Source organism: Marinobacter sp. V032 (assembly GCF_052645435.1).
The window spans coordinates 617,217-634,796 of the sequence record NZ_JBQXYE010000001.1; the positions used below are offsets into that span (position 1 = coordinate 617,217).

The window sequence follows — 17,580 nt, forward strand, 5'->3', positions numbered from 1 at the left end:
CTTGAAAACCTACTAACTGAAAACTGGGAGTTATCATGGAAACTGTAGTTGGAATGACCGCGATTGCCGTTGCGCTGCTGATTGGTCTGGGTGCCCTGGGTACCGCCATTGGCTTCGGTATCCTGGGTGGCAAGTTCCTTGAAGGTGCTGCTCGTCAGCCAGAAATGACACCGATGCTGCAGGTCAAAATGTTCATCGTTGCAGGCCTGTTGGACGCCGTCACCATGATCGGTGTTGGTATCGCACTGTTCTTCACCTTCGCTAACCCGTTCCTCGCTCAAGTCGGTTAATTGGCTCGCCTCGTTTTTACGGGGCGAACCGGATTTGAACGTTTTTTAACGACAGGCGAGGTGAAGACGTGAACATTAATTTGACGCTAATCGGTCAAGCCATCGCGTTCTTTATCTTTGTCGTCTTCTGCATGAAGTATGTTTGGCCTCCTATTACGGCGGCCCTGCAGGAGAGACAAAAGAAGATCGCTGACGGTCTTGCGGCCTCTGATCGGGCAGCACGTGACCTGGAGCTCGCGCAAGACAAAGCGGCTCAGGAGCTGCGTGAAGCCAAGCAGGAAGGCGCTGCTTTGATTGAGCAGGCTAACAAGCGGGCGGCCCAGATTGTGGAAGCATCGAAAGATGACGCCCGCAAGGAAGGCCAGAAGCTGATTGAGCAGGCCAAAGCCGAAATTGAGCAGGAGCGTAATCAGGCCCGGGAAGCGTTGCGTGCAGAAATTGCTGCTATCGCAATTGCGGGCGCCGAGAAGATCCTGGAAAGCTCTGTCGATGCCAACAAGCACAGCGAGATGCTGGATAAGCTGGCAGCAGAACTCTAAAAGAGGTTCATCATGGCAGAACTGACAACGCTGGCCCGACCCTATGCCAAAGCGGCTTTTCAGACCGCTCAGGACCAGAATCAACTGGCTGAGTGGGCTGACACGCTAACCTTTGCAGCACAGGCAACGGCTGACAGTGACATGCGCGGTCTGCTGGGGAACCCCAGCCTGACCGAAGAGCGCAAGGCAGAGTTTCTGGTCAACCTTTACGACAACTCAGTTTCCGAGCCGTTCAGGAATTTTATTTCTATCCTGTCCGAAAACCAGCGCTTGCCGCTGTTGCCGGAGATTTCCAGCCTCTACGACACCTACCGTGCGAACATCGAGCGCAGTGTGGATGTTGAGGTGAGTGCGCCGTATGAGCTGTCTGAAGCACAGCAGAAGACGCTGGCTGAGGCACTGTCTAGGAAACTGGATCGCAAAGTGAGTCTTGCAACGAAGGTCGACCAGTCATTGATTGGTGGTGTGGTTATTCGCGCTGGCGATACGGTTATCGACGCCTCTGTACGCGGAAAGATCGCCAAGCTGACCGAAGCACTGGGCTCCTGATTTCAGCACAAGGTTTGAGGATAAAGGCATGCAGCAACTGAATCCATCCGAGATCAGTGACATCATCAAGAAGAGAATCGAACAGCTCGATATCTCTTCTGAAGCACGCAATGAAGGCACCATCCTGTCCGTATCGGACGGTATCGTGCTGGTCCACGGTCTTGCCGACGTTATGTACGGTGAGATGATTGAATTTGACAACGGTATCTTCGGCATGGCGCTCAACCTTGAGCGTGATTCTGTCGGTGCGGTTGTTCTGGGTGATTACGAAGACCTGGCCGAAGGCCAGAAGGTGCGTTGCACCGGTCGCATCCTGGAAGTCCCCGTTGGCGAGCAGCTACTGGGCCGCGTTGTTGATGCGCTGGGTAACCCGATCGATGCCAAAGGTGAGCTGGGCAATGAGCTGACCGCACCGATCGAGAAAGTCGCACCGGGCGTTATCGCACGTCAGTCGGTCGATGAACCTGTTCAGACAGGTCTCAAGGCTATCGATACCATGGTGCCAATCGGCCGTGGACAGCGTGAGCTGATTATCGGTGACCGTCAGATCGGTAAAACGGCGGTTGCGATCGATGCGATCATCAACCAGAAAGACAGCGGCATCAAGTGTATCTATGTCGCTGTTGGCCAGAAGCAGTCTTCTATTGCAGCGGTTGTGCGCAAGCTTGAAGAGCACGGCGCGATGGATCACACCATCGTCGTTGCAGCCGGCGCAGCTGACCCTGCGGCCATGCAGTTCCTGGCACCTTATGCCGGTACTTCCATGGGTGAATACTTCCGTGACCGTGGCGAAGACGCCCTGATCGTATTTGACGACCTGAGTAAACAGGCCGTTGCTTACCGTCAGATCTCGTTGCTGCTGCGTCGTCCGCCAGGACGTGAAGCTTATCCTGGTGACGTTTTCTACCTGCACTCACGTCTGCTGGAGCGCGCATCCCGCGTAAACGCCGAGTACGTAGAGCAGATGACCAACGGCGAAGTGAAGGGCAAAACAGGCTCTCTGACCGCGCTGCCGATCATCGAAACTCAGGCTGGTGACGTGTCCGCCTTCGTTCCGACCAACGTAATCTCCATTACCGATGGTCAGATCTTCCTGGAAACCAACCTGTTCAACTCCGGCATCCGTCCGGCGATGAACGCAGGTGTATCGGTTTCGCGGGTTGGCGGTTCAGCGCAGACCAAGATCATGAAGAAGCTGGGTGGCGGTATTCGTCTGGCTCTGGCTCAGTACCGGGAACTGGCGGCATTTGCCCAGTTCGCATCTGACCTGGATGAAGCAACCCGTAAGCAGCTTGAGCATGGTCAGCGTGTTACCGAACTGATGAAGCAGAACCAGTACAGCCCGATGTCGGTGGCTGAAATGGGCACCGTTCTGTACGCAGCCAACGAAGGCTTCCTGGATGACGTTGATGTTGAGAAGGTTGTTGCTTTTGAAGCAGCCCTGATGAGCTGGATGCGCAGCGAACAAACTGAGCTCCTGGCCAAGATCAACGAGAAAGGCGATTTCAATGATGACATCGCTGCGGGCCTGAAAGCTGCAATCGAGAAATTCAAGACCACTCAGTCCTGGTAAAGCACGGGCCCGCTTTTAACAGCGGGCCGCGTTAGTTTCAGGCTCGGGTGTCTAACTTGAAAAGGCAGTGAGTTATGGCCGTCGGAAAAGAAATACGTAACCAGATTTCCAGCATCAAGAGCACGCAGAAGATCACCAGCGCCATGGAAATGGTTGCGGCGAGCAAAATGCGCAAAGCTCAGGAACGCATGCAGGCGACACGCCCGTATGCTGAAAAGATGCGTCAGGTAATCGGGCACATTGCCAAGGCAAATGCCCAGTATCAGCACCCCTTTATGGTTGAGCGTGAAGTTAAGCGCGTGGGCTACATTGTGGTGTCAACGGATCGCGGCCTGTGTGGCGGCCTGAACATTAACCTGTTCAAGGCGCTTATCAGGGATATGCGGCAATGGAAGGAAAAAGGGGTCGAAACCGATCTCTGCGCTATTGGACAGAAAGGCGCATCCTTTTTCCGTAACTATGGCGGAAACGTGATTGCAGCGCTGACGCATCTGGGTGATTCACCCAGTGCCGAGCAACTGATCGGCAACGTCAAAGTGATGCTGGATGCGTTCGAAGAAGGCACGATCGATCGCCTGTATCTGGTGAGTAACTCTTTTGTTAACACCATGACTCAGAGCCCGACGGTTGAGCAGCTTCTGCCATTGCCCGCAGATGAAGACGAAGACGTGAGTAAGAACCAGTGGGACTACGTTTACGAGCCAGACGCTCGCCCGATTCTCGATGGTCTTTTGACACGTTTTATCGAATCTCAGGTTTATCAGGGTGTGATGGAGAACCTGGCTTGTGAACAGGCCGCGCGAATGATTGCGATGAAGAGCGCGACTGATAACGCAGGTGACATCATTGGTGATTTGCAGCTGGCGTATAACAAAGCCCGTCAGGCCGCCATTACCCAAGAGATCTCGGAAATCGTGAGCGGTGCAGCATCGGTCTGATGACCCCACGATCCAACTGGTTTTTATGACTTTTAAGATAACGAGGAACTGAGCATGAGTAGCGGACACATCGTTCAGATCATTGGCGCGGTAATCGACGTGGAATTTCCACGGGATTCAGTGCCAAAAATATATGACGCGCTGCTGCTTGAAGGTGGCGAGACGACTCTGGAAGTCCAGCAGCAGCTGGGTGACGGTATCGTTCGTACCATCGCCATGGGTAGCACCGAAGGCCTCAAGCGTGGCCTGAAGGCAGAAAACACCAACGCACCTATTTCCGTCCCGGTTGGCACCAAAACCCTGGGTCGGATCATGGATGTTCTGGGTCGTCCTATCGACGAAGCCGGTGAAATCGGTGAAGAAGAGCGTTGGGCGATCCACCGTAAAGCACCGGGTTATGCTGACCAGGCAGCTTCTGCTGATCTGCTGGAAACAGGCATCAAGGTTATCGACCTGATCTGCCCGTTTGCGAAGGGCGGTAAGGTCGGTCTGTTCGGTGGTGCGGGTGTTGGTAAGACCGTCAACATGATGGAGCTGATCAACAACATCGCCAAAGAGCACTCCGGTCTTTCGGTATTCGCCGGTGTCGGTGAGCGGACCCGTGAAGGTAACGACTTCTACTACGAAATGAAGGAGTCTAACGTTCTCGATAAGGTCGCGATGGTTTACGGCCAGATGAACGAGCCCCCGGGGAACCGTCTGCGTGTGGCACTGACCGGCCTGACCATGGCCGAGAAGTTCCGTGACGAAGGCCGTGACGTTCTGCTGTTCGTTGATAACATTTACCGTTATACGCTGGCAGGTACCGAAGTATCGGCACTGCTGGGTCGTATGCCTTCTGCGGTAGGTTATCAGCCGACTCTGGCAGAAGAGATGGGCCAGCTGCAGGAACGTATCACCTCAACCAAAGATGGTTCGATCACGTCGGTGCAGGCCGTTTACGTTCCTGCGGATGACTTGACTGACCCGTCACCTGCGACCACCTTCTCGCACCTTGATGCGACAGTGGTACTGAGCCGTGATATTGCGTCCAAGGGTATCTACCCTGCGATCGATCCACTGGATTCCACCTCTCGTCAGCTGGATCCACTGGTCATCGGCCAGGAGCACTATGAAGTAGCTCGTGGCGTTCAGACCAACCTGCAGCGCTTCAAGGAACTCAAGGACATCATCGCGATCCTGGGTATGGACGAACTGTCAGAAGAAGACAAACTGACCGTTGCCCGCGCCCGTAAGATTGAGCGTTTCCTGTCGCAGCCGTTCCACGTTGCTGAAGTCTTCACCGGTGCACCCGGTAAGTATGTCTCTCTGAAAGAGACTATCAGCAGCTTCAAAGGGATTCTGGCTGGTGACTATGATGATATGCCTGAGCAGGCGTTCTACATGGTCGGCACAATCGAGGAAGCCGTCGAGAAAGCGAAGGAAATGAAGGCCAAGAAGAAGTAAGGCCCTGTTTCCTGACCGATCAAAGAGGCTAAGAAGATGGCTATGACTTTACATTGTGATGTCGTCAGTGCTGAACAAAAGATCTTTTCCGGGCGGGTCGAGATGCTTATCGCGGCCGGTTCGGAAGGTGATCTGGGTATTGCGCCTGGTCACACACCACTGCTGACTCAGCTCAAGCCGGGTCCGGTACGTGTGATCAAGCAAGGTGGCGAAGAGGAGATCCTCTACGTTTCCGGTGGTTACCTGGAAGTTCAGCCTACAGTGGTGACACTGCTTGCGGACACTGCTGTTCGTGCCAAGGATGTGGACGAGGCAGCGGCGCTTGAAGCGCAGCGCGAAGCAGAGAAAGCACTGGCGAATCAGACCAGTGAATTTGAGTACAGCCGTGCTGCCGTAGAACTGGCTGAAGCGACTGCGATGCTGAGAACGATCCAGCAGCTTCGCAACCACCGCTAAGACCACTGCTGTATATCAGGCTCTGAAAAGGCCGCATCCTGAAGTAACGACCGGTTTAGGTAACGTTATGACAGGGGGCGGCTTTTTTTTTGGCTATTGGACAAGGTATTGTGTCCGCACTGTTGCAACCAACGGACCGTCGAAGGAAAACCGATTGTTATGACGCAACCACTGCACGTTGTTATTCTCGCCGCCGGACAAGGCTCGCGGATGAAATCCGCACTCCCCAAAGTGCTCCACAAAGTGGCCGGCCGGCCGATGCTCCATCATGTGATTGGTACGGCTCGCTCGCTGGGTGCCACCGGCATTCACGGCGTTATCGGTCATGGCGCGGACCAGGTGCGTGAGGTAACGCCGGCGGACTATATTCAGTGGGCGTTGCAAACGGAGCAACTGGGTACCGGTCACGCCGTCGCCCAGGCATTGCCTCAGCTCCCGGATGATGCCCGGGTGCTGATTCTTTACGGTGATGTACCGCTGACCCGACAGGACACATTGGCGCATCTTGCGGATCAGGTCAGTGATCAGTCGATTGGTCTGCTAACGGTGCGGCTGGATAATCCGGATGGCTACGGCCGTATCTTGCGGGATGCCGAAAACAAGGTGCTCGCGATCGTCGAGCAGAAGGACGCGTCAGCGGAGCAGTTGGCGGTTAACGAGGTCAATACCGGCATTCTTGCGGTTTCTGCCCGGCATCTGAAAGACTGGCTGCCCCAGCTTTCCAACAGTAATGCCCAGGGCGAGTATTATCTGACCGATGTTATCTCGATGGCAGTTGAGCGTGGCATCGAAGTGAAGGTCGCCCATCCCGAAACCGAATATGAAGTGCAGGGCGTCAACAATCGCCAGCAACTTGCGGAGCTTGAACGCTGGTATCAGTTGAATGAAGCTCGCAGACTAATGACGGAAGGGGCGACTTTGGCGGATCCTGCCCGGGTCGATGTGCGCGGGCCGCTGACAATTGGGCAGGACATCACGATCGATATCAATGTGGTGTTTGAGGGTGAAGTCACGCTTGGAAATCGGGTATCCATTGGCCCTAACTGCCTGATACGCAATGCCTCAATCGCCAATGACGCCGTTATCGAAGCCAACTCGGTAATCGATGGCGCGCAGGTCGGTGAAGGCGCCCACATAGGTCCTTTCGCGCGGTTGCGTCCAGGCACCGAGTTGGCGCGTAATACCAAGGTTGGTAATTTTGTCGAAACCAAAAAGGCAATTGTCGGGGAAGGCAGTAAAATTAACCACCTGAGCTACGTCGGTGATGCTGAGCTGGGACGCGATGTGAATGTGGGTGCAGGGACCATCACCTGCAACTATGATGGAGTCAATAAGTTCCAGACGCGCATTGGCAACGGTGTATTCGTCGGATCCAATTCGTCACTGGTCGCACCGGTGACGATCGCTGAAGGCGCAACCATAGGGGCCGGCTCTACCATTACCCGGGATGTTGAACCGGAAGAGCTGGCTGTCGCCCGCGGTAAGCAGCGTAATATTCAAAACTGGCAACGACCCCGCAAGCAGTAAATCAGCGTCGACAACGCCTTACGGATTAACAGGAACAACACGATGTGTGGAATTGTAGGTGCAGTATCTGAGAGGGACGTCCAGGAAATTCTGCTGGAAGGCCTTCGCCGTCTCGAGTACCGGGGTTACGACTCCGCCGGTATGGCGATTTTCGGTAATGACGGCAATATTATGCGGGAACGGGAAGTGGGCAAGGTCAGCGCCCTTGGCGATGTCCTGGCCAAATCCGGGCATAAGGGCGTCACCGGTATTGCGCACACGCGTTGGGCGACCCACGGTGAACCATCGAAAATCAATGCACACCCCCACATGTCGGGCGATCGGCTGGCGATTGTTCACAACGGTATCATTGAAAACTATCAGCAGTTGCGGGAACGCCTCAAGGGTGAGGGCTTTGTCTTTACCTCCCAGACTGACACCGAAGTCGTGGCACATCTGGTTGAATCCTATTATCGCACCCAGGGCGACATACTTTCGGCTGTTCGCAGCGCGATCACCGAGCTACGGGGTGCATTCGCCCTGGCGGTTCTGCGTGCAGATGAGCCGGACCGCCTGATCGTTTGCCGGGAAGGCAGCCCACTGGTCGTAGGTGTAGGCATTGGTGAGCACTTTATTGCTTCCGACCAGCTCGCGCTTTTGCCGGTAACCGACCGTTTCATGTTCCTTGAAGAAGGCGACATTGCAGAAATCCGCAAGGATGCTGTGCAGATCTGGGACAAGACCGGAGCCAAAGCGGAGCGCGCAGTCAATCGCTTTGAGTACGGCCTGGATGCCGCAGACAAGGGCGAGTACCGTCATTACATGCTCAAGGAAATCTACGAGCAGCCCAAAGTCATCCAGGCCACAATGGAAGGCCGCCTGACTGACAGCCGGGTGCTGGAACAGGCACTGGGAACGGCCGCAGAGAATCTTCTGGCCGACATCCGTCACGTTCAGATCATCGCCTGTGGTACCAGCTATCATGCCGGTATGGTCGCCCGATACTGGATCGAGGAACTGGCAGGCGTGCCCTGCTCGGTTGAGGTGGCATCGGAATATCGCTATCGCAAACACGTGATCCAGAAGGACACCCTGTTCCTGAGTATCTCCCAGTCGGGTGAAACCGCCGATACTCTGGCGGCACTGCGTCAGGCAAAAGAAGCCGGGTTCCGTGCCGCCCTGGCTATCTGCAATGTGCCGGGCAGCTCTCTGGTTCGGGAATCGGATCTGGTGATCATGACGCAGGCTGGTCCCGAAATTGGTGTTGCGTCCACCAAGGCCTTTACTACCCAGCTGACCGCACTGTTGATCTTCACCCTCGCGCTGGCGCGCCACAATGGTCTTGATCAGGAAAAAGAGGCGGAAATCGTACGCGAGCTTCGCAAGCTCCCGGGCCAGGTTGAGCAGGTGCTGGCACTCGATAGCAAGATTGCAGACATGAGCCGTGCCTTTATGGACAAGAACCACAGCCTGTTCCTGGGGCGCGGTACCTTGTTCCCTGTCGCGCTCGAAGGAGCGCTCAAGCTCAAGGAAATCTCCTACATCCACGCCGAGGCCTATCCGGCGGGTGAGCTAAAGCATGGCCCACTGGCGCTGGTCGATAGCGAAATGCCGGTAGTCACCATTGCGCCGAACAACACCCTGCTCGAAAAGCTGAAATCAAACCTCGAGGAAGTCCGGGCCCGGGGCGGTGAGCTGTTTGTATTTGCTGACGGTGCCGCAGGCCTGGCGAATGAAGACGGTACTCACGTCATGGCGATTCCTGAGGTGCACCCGATTACCGCGCCGATCGTGTATACGATTCCGCTCCAGTTGCTGTCGTACCACGTGGCCGTGCTCAAAGGTACGGACGTTGATCAGCCAAGGAACCTCGCCAAGAGTGTCACCGTTGAATAACGGGCACTGACGCGCAAGTCTGATATCGCACAGGGAAAGTGCATGATCTCGCCATTTATTGCTGCATTTACCGGCACTGCGGTTGAGTTTTTTGAGACCGCAGTGATCGCCTACGCCATTGTGCGGGCCGGGTACCCCCGGGAAGCACTGACCGCGGTTGTGATCGGTCATGTACTGGTGGCTGTTCTGGCCATCACCCTTCTTCCGTTGAACCAGATGCTACCCGTTTTCTGGCTAAGGGTATTGGCTGCCTTTCTGCTGACGGCCATGGGCCTGCACTGGACCCAGAAATCTATACGCCGGCTGATTGCCAATAAGCGTCCACGTTGGGCAGAAGATCCTTTAGGCAAGCTGAAGGTGTCGCCCACCGCGGAAGCTGCCGTTCAGGCATTTTCCCCGTTTGTGTTTCTGGTCATGGCAAAGAGTTCAGTAGTAGAAGCGGCGGAAATCGTTGTGGTTGTGCTGCCCATCGGAGCCGCAACGGCGGCCTGGAACCAGGTTCTGTGGGGTGTCGCTGCGGGAATTAGCGCCGTAACGGCTGTGGCGCTGGTATTACACGGGCGCATGAAGTCAGTGCCCGAGGTCAAGCTCAAGCTGGCAATCGGGCTTGTTCTGCTTGCTCTGGGGCTCTCCTGGTGTGTCGAGATTTATCAGGATTACCCGGGCCAGCTCGAAGGTTAGCCTGACATTTGCCGCGAGCCGGAGTCGCTCTTTGATGAGGCACTGCCCCGGGTTTGTCGCTTCCTGGGTGCCGCATGCGCGGGGCAGGTTTCGGTCCGCAACCTTTTCCACGCATTGCAAAGAGACACCGGCGATCCGGCCATCAATATCACTGAATCACTCATACTTATTCCCCTCCATTAGCGGCTACTTTCTGGAGAATGGTATATGGCTTTGATTAATGCAAATGATAACCACTATTATTTGATGACAAGCTTGAAGAATTAACCGGCTAACGCCCATTACTGAAGGCCCCGAGCGCTATATTACGATTCCACAATACCGTATTGCTCTGGTCATAACTGGTTGTAATTTGCTCAACTCCGGTGCCAAACACGAGCCGGTTCTGGTACAATTCCGCGCCCTGTTTACGAGCCCGTATACCCGGGACACGGGGTGTAGTCGCTTCGGGCTCACCGGAGTATCGCTGCAATGGCTGATGCTTCGATAACGGATAGCCTTTTCTCCGAGTCTTAACCCTCTGACTGAATAGAATAATTATCATGCCATCAACAATAATAGGCGGTTTTGCCGCAAACTTTCTTGGCAATGCGCCTACCTGGTACAAGCAGGCTATCCTGTTATTTCTGGTGGTGAACCCGCTGGTACTGTGGACACTAGGGCCGGTTGTTGCCGGCTGGTTATTGGTGGCCGAGTTTATCTTTACCCTGGCGATGGCTCTGAAATGCTACCCGCTGCTACCTGGCGGACTGCTGGCAACAGAAGCGCTGATCATCGGACTGACCTCTGCCGATGCGGTTTATCTTGAGGTGCTCAATAACCTGCCGGTTATCATGCTGTTGATGTTCATGGTGGCGGGCATTTATTTCATGAAAGACCTGCTGCTGGTGACCTTTACCCAGATTCTGGTGGGGGTGCGGTCCAAATCCACCCTGTCGTTGCTATTCAGTCTGGTTGCAGCGGTGTTGTCGGCATTTCTGGATGCCCTGACTGTGACGGCCGTCATTATCAGCGTGGCGGTGGGCTTTTTCTCGGTCTACCACAAAGTGGCCTCCGGTAAGGGCTATCAGCATGACGATCACAATTCCGGCAGTGACCACGACGTTATCGAATTGCACAGGGAAGATCTGGAGCAGTTCCGCGCCTTTTTGCGCAGCCTGCTGATGCACGGTGCCGTGGGTACGGCGCTTGGCGGCGTCGCGACCATGGTAGGCGAACCGCAAAACCTGCTGATCGCCAAGGTTGTGGGCTGGGATTTTGGCGAATTCTTCCTGCGTATGGCGCCAGTCAGTATACCGGTGCTGATAGCGGGTCTTCTCACCTGCCTGCTGCTCGAAAAAATGGGCTGGTTTGGTTACGGCGCCCGTTTGCCCAAACCGGTAAGACAGGTGCTGGAAGAGTTCGCGGCTAACGAGCGCGCACGTCGCACTCCGTCTGATCGCGCCGCGCTCTGGGTTCAGGGGATGGCGGCGGTCGTGTTGGTTTTCGGTCTGGCCTTTCACGTGGCTGAAGTTGGCCTGATCGGGCTACTGGTTATCGTGCTGATCACCTCGTTTACGGGTGTGACCGATGAGCATCAGATTGGCAAGGCGTTTCAGGAAGCCTTGCCCTTTACCTCGTTGTTGGTGGTGTTTTTCGCGGTGGTGGCGATCATCCACGACCAGCACCTGTTCAAGCCCATCATCGACTATGTGTTGTCGTTGCCGGCTTCCGAGCAGCCGGGCATGTTTTTTGTAGCGAACGGCCTGTTATCGATGATCAGCGATAACGTGTTTGTGGCAACCGTGTATATCAGTGAGATCAAACAGGCGCTGTTGGATGGCCATATCTCGGAGGCGCATTTCCAGCAGTTGGCGGTCGCGATCAACACCGGTACCAACCTGCCCAGCGTGGCCACGCCAAATGGACAGGCGGCGTTCCTGTTCCTGCTGACATCCGCCATCGCGCCGCTGGTCAGGCTTTCCTACGGTCGTATGGTCTTGATGGCGCTGCCGTACACCCTGGTGATGGGTTCGGTCGGCCTGTTGTGTGTGGTTTACCTGACGTAATAGAGACCCAAGATGCTTTTCAGGCGGGCGCTGTGTCCGGACACGGCGTAATCCCGCATTGTGATGAATACCCCAAAGGCTTGCTGTCATGTTGTTGTCGTTGAAGAAGAACTGGTTTTCCAATGTCCGTGGCGATCTTCTCGCGGGCGTCGTGGTCGCTCTGGCACTGATTCCGGAGGCGATTGCCTTTTCAATTATCGCCGGTGTTGATCCGCGGGTCGGGCTCTACGCCTCTTTCTGTATCGCCGTAGTGATTGCCTTCGCCGGCGGACGCCCGGGGATGATATCGGCGGCGACCGGCGCAATGGCGCTGCTGATGGTAACGCTGGTAAAAGAGCACGGGCTTGAGTATCTGCTGGCGGCGACGCTGCTCACCGGGGTGATCCAGATTGCCGCCGGTTTTCTGAAGCTGGGTTCGCTGATGCGGTTTGTTTCGCGCTCGGTAGTCACCGGTTTTGTGAACGCCCTGGCGATTCTGATCTTCATGGCGCAGTTACCCGAGCTGACGAATGTTACCTGGCATGTTTATGCGATGACGGCCGCAGGCCTGGGGATTATCTACCTGTTCCCGTTGATTCCCCGCATCGGCAAAGTGCTGCCTTCGCCGCTGATTTGTATTGTCTCGCTGACCGTTGTAGCGATTGTGCTCAACATCGATGTCCGCACCGTTGGTGATATGGGGGAACTGCCGGATACGCTGCCGATTTTTCTCTGGCCAGATGTACCGATGACTCTGGAAACCCTCTGGATCATCCTGCCGTACTCTCTGCCGTTGGCAGTTGTAGGTCTGCTGGAATCGCTGATGACGGCCACGATTGTGGACGATCTGACCGATACCACCAGCGACCGTAATCGCGAGTGCAAAGGTCAGGGCATCGCCAACATTGGTTCCGGTCTGCTGGGGGGCATGGCTGGCTGCGCCATGATCGGTCAGTCGATCATTAACGTGAAATCCGGTGGCCGCACCCGCCTGTCTACCCTTACCGCCGGTGTATTCCTGCTGGTGATGGTGCTGGTTTTGGACGAATGGTTGGTCCAGATCCCAATGGCAGCATTGGTGTCTGTGATGATCATGGTTTCCATCGGTACTTTCAGCTGGGATTCGCTGCGCAACCTGCGCAAGTATCCGCTTTCTACCAATATCGTCATGCTGGTGACGGTAATTGTGGTGGTGGCGACTCATAACCTGGCGCTGGGTGTGTTTGCCGGTGTGCTCTTGGCTGCGTTGTTCTTCGCCAACAAGATCGGGCACTACATGGCGGTCACCTCCGAGATCAACGAAACCGGCAGCAAGCGGGTTTACACTGTGGTAGGCCAGGTGTTCTTCAGCTCCACCGAAAAGTTCCTGTCGTCGTTTGATTTCAAGGAAGCGGTGGATGAGGTCGTGATTGATCTCAGCCGGGCGCACTTCTGGGATATAACCGCTGTGGGCGCGCTCGACAAAGCCGTGATCAAGTTCCGCCGTGAAGGGGCAGATGTAGAAGTGATCGGCCTGAATGAAGCAAGCAGCACCATTGTCGACCGCTTTGGCGTGCACGACAAAGCCGAAGCAGCCGATGGCCTGATCGGACACTAATGACGGACACCGGTCTGTCGGTGCATGATAGACCGGTGCCAAATGATTAAAACAAGATCCGAAACGAGGTGTACATGAGCCAAGACGTCGTGCCCCCGGCAGCCACCAACCACGTTGTAGCCTGTATCGACGGTTCCCGATCGACCACCGCGGTGTGTGATTACGCCGCCTGGGCCAGCCAGCGTCTGGCAGCCTCGCTGATGCTGTTCCATGTACTGGATCATGGCCGGTATCCGACTGAGCCGGATCTGGCCGGCAGTATCGGGCTGGGTAGTCGCGAGCATCTGCTGGAAGAACTGGCGGAACTGGACCAGCAGCGCAGCAAGCTGGCGCTGGAGCAAGGCAAGCACATGCTCGAAGCTGCAGAACGCCGGGTGACAGACGATGGGGTCACCTCCATTGTCCAGCGTCAGCGCCATGGTGATCTGGGCGAGTGCCTGCTGGATATCGAAGCGGACATCCGTTTGCTGGTGGTGGGCCTGCACGGCGAAAGCAGTACCGATCGTGATGTGCATATCGGCAGTCAGCTTGAAACCGTCATTCGCACATTGCATCGCCCGATTTTGCTGGTGCCGGATGAATACACCGAACCGCGTAGCGCCATGCTGGCATTCGATGGCAGTGAAACCGCCATGCGGGGTGTTGAACTGCTGGCCAGCAGTCCGATCTTCAAGGCATTTCCGTTGCATCTGGTGATGGTCGCGACTGAATCGGAGGAACGCTGGAACCAACTACGCACTGCCGAGAAAGCCTTGGCTGCGAGCGGTTGTGAAGTTCATCTTGCAATCCGCGAGGGCGATGTTGAAAAAACGCTGCACAGCTATCAACAGGAAAACGCGATTGATCTGCTGGTAATGGGCGCTTACGGACACTCTCGCATTCGCCAGTTTCTGGTGGGCAGCACGACCACCAACATGTTGAAAACCAGCACCACTCCGCTCGTTATACTGCGATAAACGCATGGCGTGCTGGTTGCCCGTGCCAGCACGCAAGCGATCCGGTGTGGCCGGCTTAAAGGCCGCCGGGCATTAGCGTCACAGTGAGACAAAATTCTACTAGCCTGACTTTATGCGCTTGCGGTAGGCTCTGAATCACAATGACAATAATCAGAACCTACGGCGTAATTGTGCAGTTCACTCCCTGGAGCCATTTTTAATGGCAGCATCTCTTTCGTTGTGTAACGGCTTCGGGTACCGAGCGTACCAGCGAGTGCGATGCGTCGTGTTGCTGATGGTCCTGTCGATACCGGCATTTGTCGCGGCGGCAGAAAAACCATTGCTGCGTATCGGTTATGTCGAGTTTCCCCCCTATGAATATCAAAATGACGCTGGTGAAGCGGCCGGGTCGTTTATCGAGCTGAGCCAGAGAGTAGCGGAAGAGGCGGGCTATCGCGTCGAATTCGTTTATCTGCCTATCAGCCGGATCTACCTGTTTCTGCAGCAAGGGCGGATTGACGTCTGGCCGGGACTGACGGGTATTCCAATGCTCGAAAAGCAGGTAATTGTCAGTGCCAGCCACCCCATTCGGGTAGAGTTGGCGGCCTGGTTTCTTGGCGACACCCCCCCGCTGACCCAATTTGATGATCTGCGGGGTAAACGGCTGATTCTTATCTCGGGGTACACCTACGGCGGGCTTGCGAACTATCTGAAGGGGCTGGATGACGTGGAACTGACCTATACCACCAATCATCGGTCAGCCCTTGATATGTTGCAGCGGGACAGGGGGGACTACCTGCTCGATTATGTGGAGCCAATCAAATCAACGCCGGGGCACGACAGCTTCAAAGGATTACAGCATTCGTTTGTGCGTGAACGGATCGCCGGCTGGATTTTCTCGCGGGAAAGACCTGACGCCGTGCGATACCGTGATGAATTTGATGCCGCGTATCAGCGTTTGCGAGAAAGGGATGGCCACTCGACAGACTTCTCCAGCCCCGCTCCGGGCACTTTGCCGGGCTTCCCTGAGAGTCTGGTTCGTCAAGCACCCGCCGGCGTTGGCGAGTAACGGTAGCCGTGTTGGGAAGGGCAACTTATCAATGTTACGGATTGGTTTGTGTTCAGATTCAAAGGTAATAAGGGAAGCGCCATGACGGCTGCCCCGGTAAGACGACTGATCTGTTTTTGGCTGGCGGGCATGCTGCTTGCCGCGCCAGTGGCGGCCAGGAGCCTGCCAGAGTTGCGCGTGGGTTATATTGAATTCCCACCCTTCAACTATACCGATGAAAGTGGCGAGCCAGCAGGCCCCTGGGTGGATATGACGGAAGCGGTTGCCGAAATGGCCGGTTATGCCGTCAAATGGAAATCGCTGCCGATCGCGCGGGTGTACCGATATCTTGCGCAGGGCAACATTGATTTATGGTTGGGCGTGGCCGATCTTCCGGTGCTGAAAGACAAGGTTGTCGAGAGCGCCAGCAGCCCCATGACGATCCGGTTGATGGCGTTCCACAAAAAAGGCGTACCGGATATTACCTCAGTGTCGGAGCTTGAAGGCAAGCGACTCCTGCTGATTGCCGGCTTCACCTATCTCAATGTGCTGGACAATGTTGACCTTGATCCAGAGAAAACAGCCGCAGCCCCCAATCACCATGCTGCCCTGACGATGATGCAGCTAGGGCGCGCCGACTACCTGCTCGATTACGACGAACCCGTATACGCGGAGCAGCAAAAGTTTCCGGAACTGGCGCTTGAAGGCGCGCCTATCTATCAACTACGTGGCGCTTTTGTCGTGTCACGCCAACATCCGGATGCCCAGCGTGTCGTTGACCGGCTGGATGCGGCCTATCAGTCATTGATCGCATCGGGTCAGTTGCGGCACTTGCAGCATGACCGCCTTGCCCCGCTTGCTGAACATCCCGAAACACCCGAAGATTAGCGATCAGCAACACCCGGCTATGGGTGTTCGACGAGGATATCGCCGTACCAAGCCGTTGCCGATTCGCCGGTATTGTCTGAATCGCTCATAATTCCGATCCCCATGATCTCCGGCGGCGCCTCCCCGAATGCGGCCTTATAGTCGGCCACGATATCCCGCTCTACAGTGATCCATTGCCCCGCCTCTTCGTCACCGCTGGTGACGGCAATCATCATCGTCTGCTCTGTGAACGGATTGGTGACGATCTCGCCGACCGGCAGCTTATTGGCCCAGATATAGTTCAGCGCGTTACCGGGCAGGGCATCGCCATACAGTAGCTCTGCTGTTTTGCGTTTGGCACGCTCAAAGAAACCGGCACTGTCCGGATCAAACTGAAAGGCAACGTAGATGCGGGCAGGATAGTCATCTCCGGACTTTTTGCGCGCATCACCCGCTTTGAAAACCCCACTGACCTTCCAGCGCCAACGCAGAATCAGCCGATCACGCGGCACAATCGACACCCTGGCAATCAGCCCTGAAGCACCACCATCGGTTTCCGCCCGCACCACCTGAACCCCGTCTTCATCAACCAGTGTGTAGCGGCTGAGCTTGTCGATACTGGGAAATTCCAGCGGCGCCCATCCGTCATCCAATGATGTCATGGCGGAGAAGGGAGGGACTGACTGATCGCTCGCCTCCGCCCAGGCCGGCGCGGGCAGTGTCGTCAGCAGCAATAGCAGTAGGGTAAAGACGGGGACAAGTGACGACATAAACGCTCCAGGGCGAAATCAGAATCTGTCGTGCCATTCTGAAACTTTACTTGTTGCCCGTCTACCTGGTCTATATAGTGTTTTTATTCTTGGTCAGCCACCATATGTAGTGATTATTGAGTAATCAATCGATCCTGCGATGATGAGTGGCGGGGAAGCAACACGCTTCCCGCGGGAATCCGGTGAGACTCCGGAACTGACGCGCAGCGGTATTGGGGAACGCGCGTGACCGGTGCCGCACAGAGTTTTCGGAAAAACGTTCTCGAAACAACGTTTCCAAAACAACCTGTGCGGGCACAGACACTGAGCAATCGGGAAGTCGTCACGTTAGGCCGCAGGCACATTTGCCTGCATGCCCCTGAGTCCGAAGACCAGCCAGGAATGTATGGCCCGTGCAAACGGCGCCATTCGACTGCACCTTCGCGACTCAGGGTGAGCAGATAACGGATCCTGCCCGAGAAC

At 55.7% G+C, this 17,580-nt stretch carries 16 protein-coding genes and 1 riboswitch; of the genes, 15 read left to right on the forward strand and 1 reads right to left on the reverse strand.

Features of this window, described 5'->3' with window-relative positions; translation table 11 throughout:
* Nucleotides 1-35: 35 nt before the first annotated feature.
* From atpE to ACUN9X_RS02930, 15 genes are all read left to right on the forward strand, one after another.
* On the forward strand, nucleotides 36-290 hold the full coding sequence (gene atpE / locus ACUN9X_RS02860) for a F0F1 ATP synthase subunit C (RefSeq protein WP_260039141.1): 255 nt from the start codon (nucleotides 36-38) through the stop codon (nucleotides 288-290).
* 68 nt (nucleotides 291-358) lie between these two features.
* Nucleotides 359-829 carry a F0F1 ATP synthase subunit B gene (locus tag ACUN9X_RS02865; RefSeq protein ID WP_260039139.1) on the forward strand — a complete coding sequence of 157 codons (471 nt, stop codon included), beginning with the start codon at nucleotides 359-361 and terminating at the stop codon, nucleotides 827-829.
* A gap of 12 nt (nucleotides 830-841) precedes the next feature.
* Nucleotides 842-1,378 (forward strand): F0F1 ATP synthase subunit delta, encoded by a 537-nt coding sequence (locus tag ACUN9X_RS02870; RefSeq protein WP_260039137.1) that lies wholly within the window; start codon nucleotides 842-844, stop codon nucleotides 1,376-1,378.
* A gap of 28 nt (nucleotides 1,379-1,406) precedes the next feature.
* Nucleotides 1,407-2,951, forward strand: coding sequence for a F0F1 ATP synthase subunit alpha (atpA, locus tag ACUN9X_RS02875; protein WP_260039136.1), 1,545 nt, complete (start codon nucleotides 1,407-1,409; stop codon nucleotides 2,949-2,951).
* 74 nt (nucleotides 2,952-3,025) lie between these two features.
* Nucleotides 3,026-3,889 (forward strand): F0F1 ATP synthase subunit gamma, encoded by an 864-nt coding sequence (atpG, locus tag ACUN9X_RS02880; protein WP_445472130.1) that lies wholly within the window; start codon nucleotides 3,026-3,028, stop codon nucleotides 3,887-3,889.
* A gap of 54 nt (nucleotides 3,890-3,943) precedes the next feature.
* Entirely contained in the window at nucleotides 3,944-5,335 is a 1,392-nt protein-coding gene (gene atpD / locus ACUN9X_RS02885; protein ID WP_260039134.1) for a F0F1 ATP synthase subunit beta, read from the forward strand.
* A 36-nt stretch (nucleotides 5,336-5,371) separates the two neighbouring features.
* Complete coding sequence (locus ACUN9X_RS02890) at nucleotides 5,372-5,791, forward strand: F0F1 ATP synthase subunit epsilon (protein ID WP_260039133.1); 420 nt, start codon at nucleotides 5,372-5,374, stop codon at nucleotides 5,789-5,791.
* Between the two features lie 159 nt (nucleotides 5,792-5,950).
* Nucleotides 5,951-7,318 (forward strand): bifunctional UDP-N-acetylglucosamine diphosphorylase/glucosamine-1-phosphate N-acetyltransferase GlmU, encoded by a 1,368-nt coding sequence (gene glmU, locus ACUN9X_RS02895; protein ID WP_445472131.1) that lies wholly within the window; start codon nucleotides 5,951-5,953, stop codon nucleotides 7,316-7,318.
* A gap of 42 nt (nucleotides 7,319-7,360) precedes the next feature.
* The gene (glmS, locus tag ACUN9X_RS02900; protein ID WP_445472132.1) at nucleotides 7,361-9,193 is read left to right on the forward strand and encodes a glutamine--fructose-6-phosphate transaminase (isomerizing); all 1,833 of its coding nucleotides are present in this window, start codon (nucleotides 7,361-7,363) and stop codon (nucleotides 9,191-9,193) included.
* A 42-nt stretch (nucleotides 9,194-9,235) separates the two neighbouring features.
* Entirely contained in the window at nucleotides 9,236-9,874 is a 639-nt protein-coding gene (locus ACUN9X_RS02905; RefSeq protein ID WP_260039130.1) for a hypothetical protein, read from the forward strand.
* 542 nt (nucleotides 9,875-10,416) lie between these two features.
* Complete coding sequence (nhaB, locus tag ACUN9X_RS02910; protein WP_260039129.1) at nucleotides 10,417-11,922, forward strand: sodium/proton antiporter NhaB; 1,506 nt, start codon at nucleotides 10,417-10,419, stop codon at nucleotides 11,920-11,922.
* Nucleotides 11,923-12,010: 88 nt separating this feature from the next.
* The gene (locus ACUN9X_RS02915; protein WP_445472133.1) at nucleotides 12,011-13,498 is read left to right on the forward strand and encodes a SulP family inorganic anion transporter; all 1,488 of its coding nucleotides are present in this window, start codon (nucleotides 12,011-12,013) and stop codon (nucleotides 13,496-13,498) included.
* A gap of 74 nt (nucleotides 13,499-13,572) precedes the next feature.
* A complete protein-coding gene (locus tag ACUN9X_RS02920; RefSeq protein ID WP_260039126.1) occupies nucleotides 13,573-14,454 on the forward strand; it encodes a universal stress protein in 882 nt (293 codons plus the stop codon).
* Nucleotides 14,455-14,653: 199 nt separating this feature from the next.
* Complete coding sequence (locus ACUN9X_RS02925) at nucleotides 14,654-15,502, forward strand: substrate-binding periplasmic protein (protein WP_445472134.1); 849 nt, start codon at nucleotides 14,654-14,656, stop codon at nucleotides 15,500-15,502.
* Between the two features lie 81 nt (nucleotides 15,503-15,583).
* A complete protein-coding gene (locus tag ACUN9X_RS02930; protein WP_445472135.1) occupies nucleotides 15,584-16,369 on the forward strand; it encodes a substrate-binding periplasmic protein in 786 nt (261 codons plus the stop codon).
* Between the two features lie 17 nt (nucleotides 16,370-16,386).
* Here the strand turns inward: ACUN9X_RS02930 and ACUN9X_RS02935 are convergent, their stop codons facing one another.
* Nucleotides 16,387-17,118 (reverse strand): DUF3047 domain-containing protein, encoded by a 732-nt coding sequence (locus tag ACUN9X_RS02935; RefSeq protein ID WP_445472136.1) that lies wholly within the window; start codon nucleotides 17,116-17,118, stop codon nucleotides 16,387-16,389.
* Between the two features lie 130 nt (nucleotides 17,119-17,248).
* A riboswitch (cobalamin riboswitch) is annotated at nucleotides 17,249-17,512 on the forward strand.
* Nucleotides 17,513-17,580 lie beyond the last annotated feature (68 nt).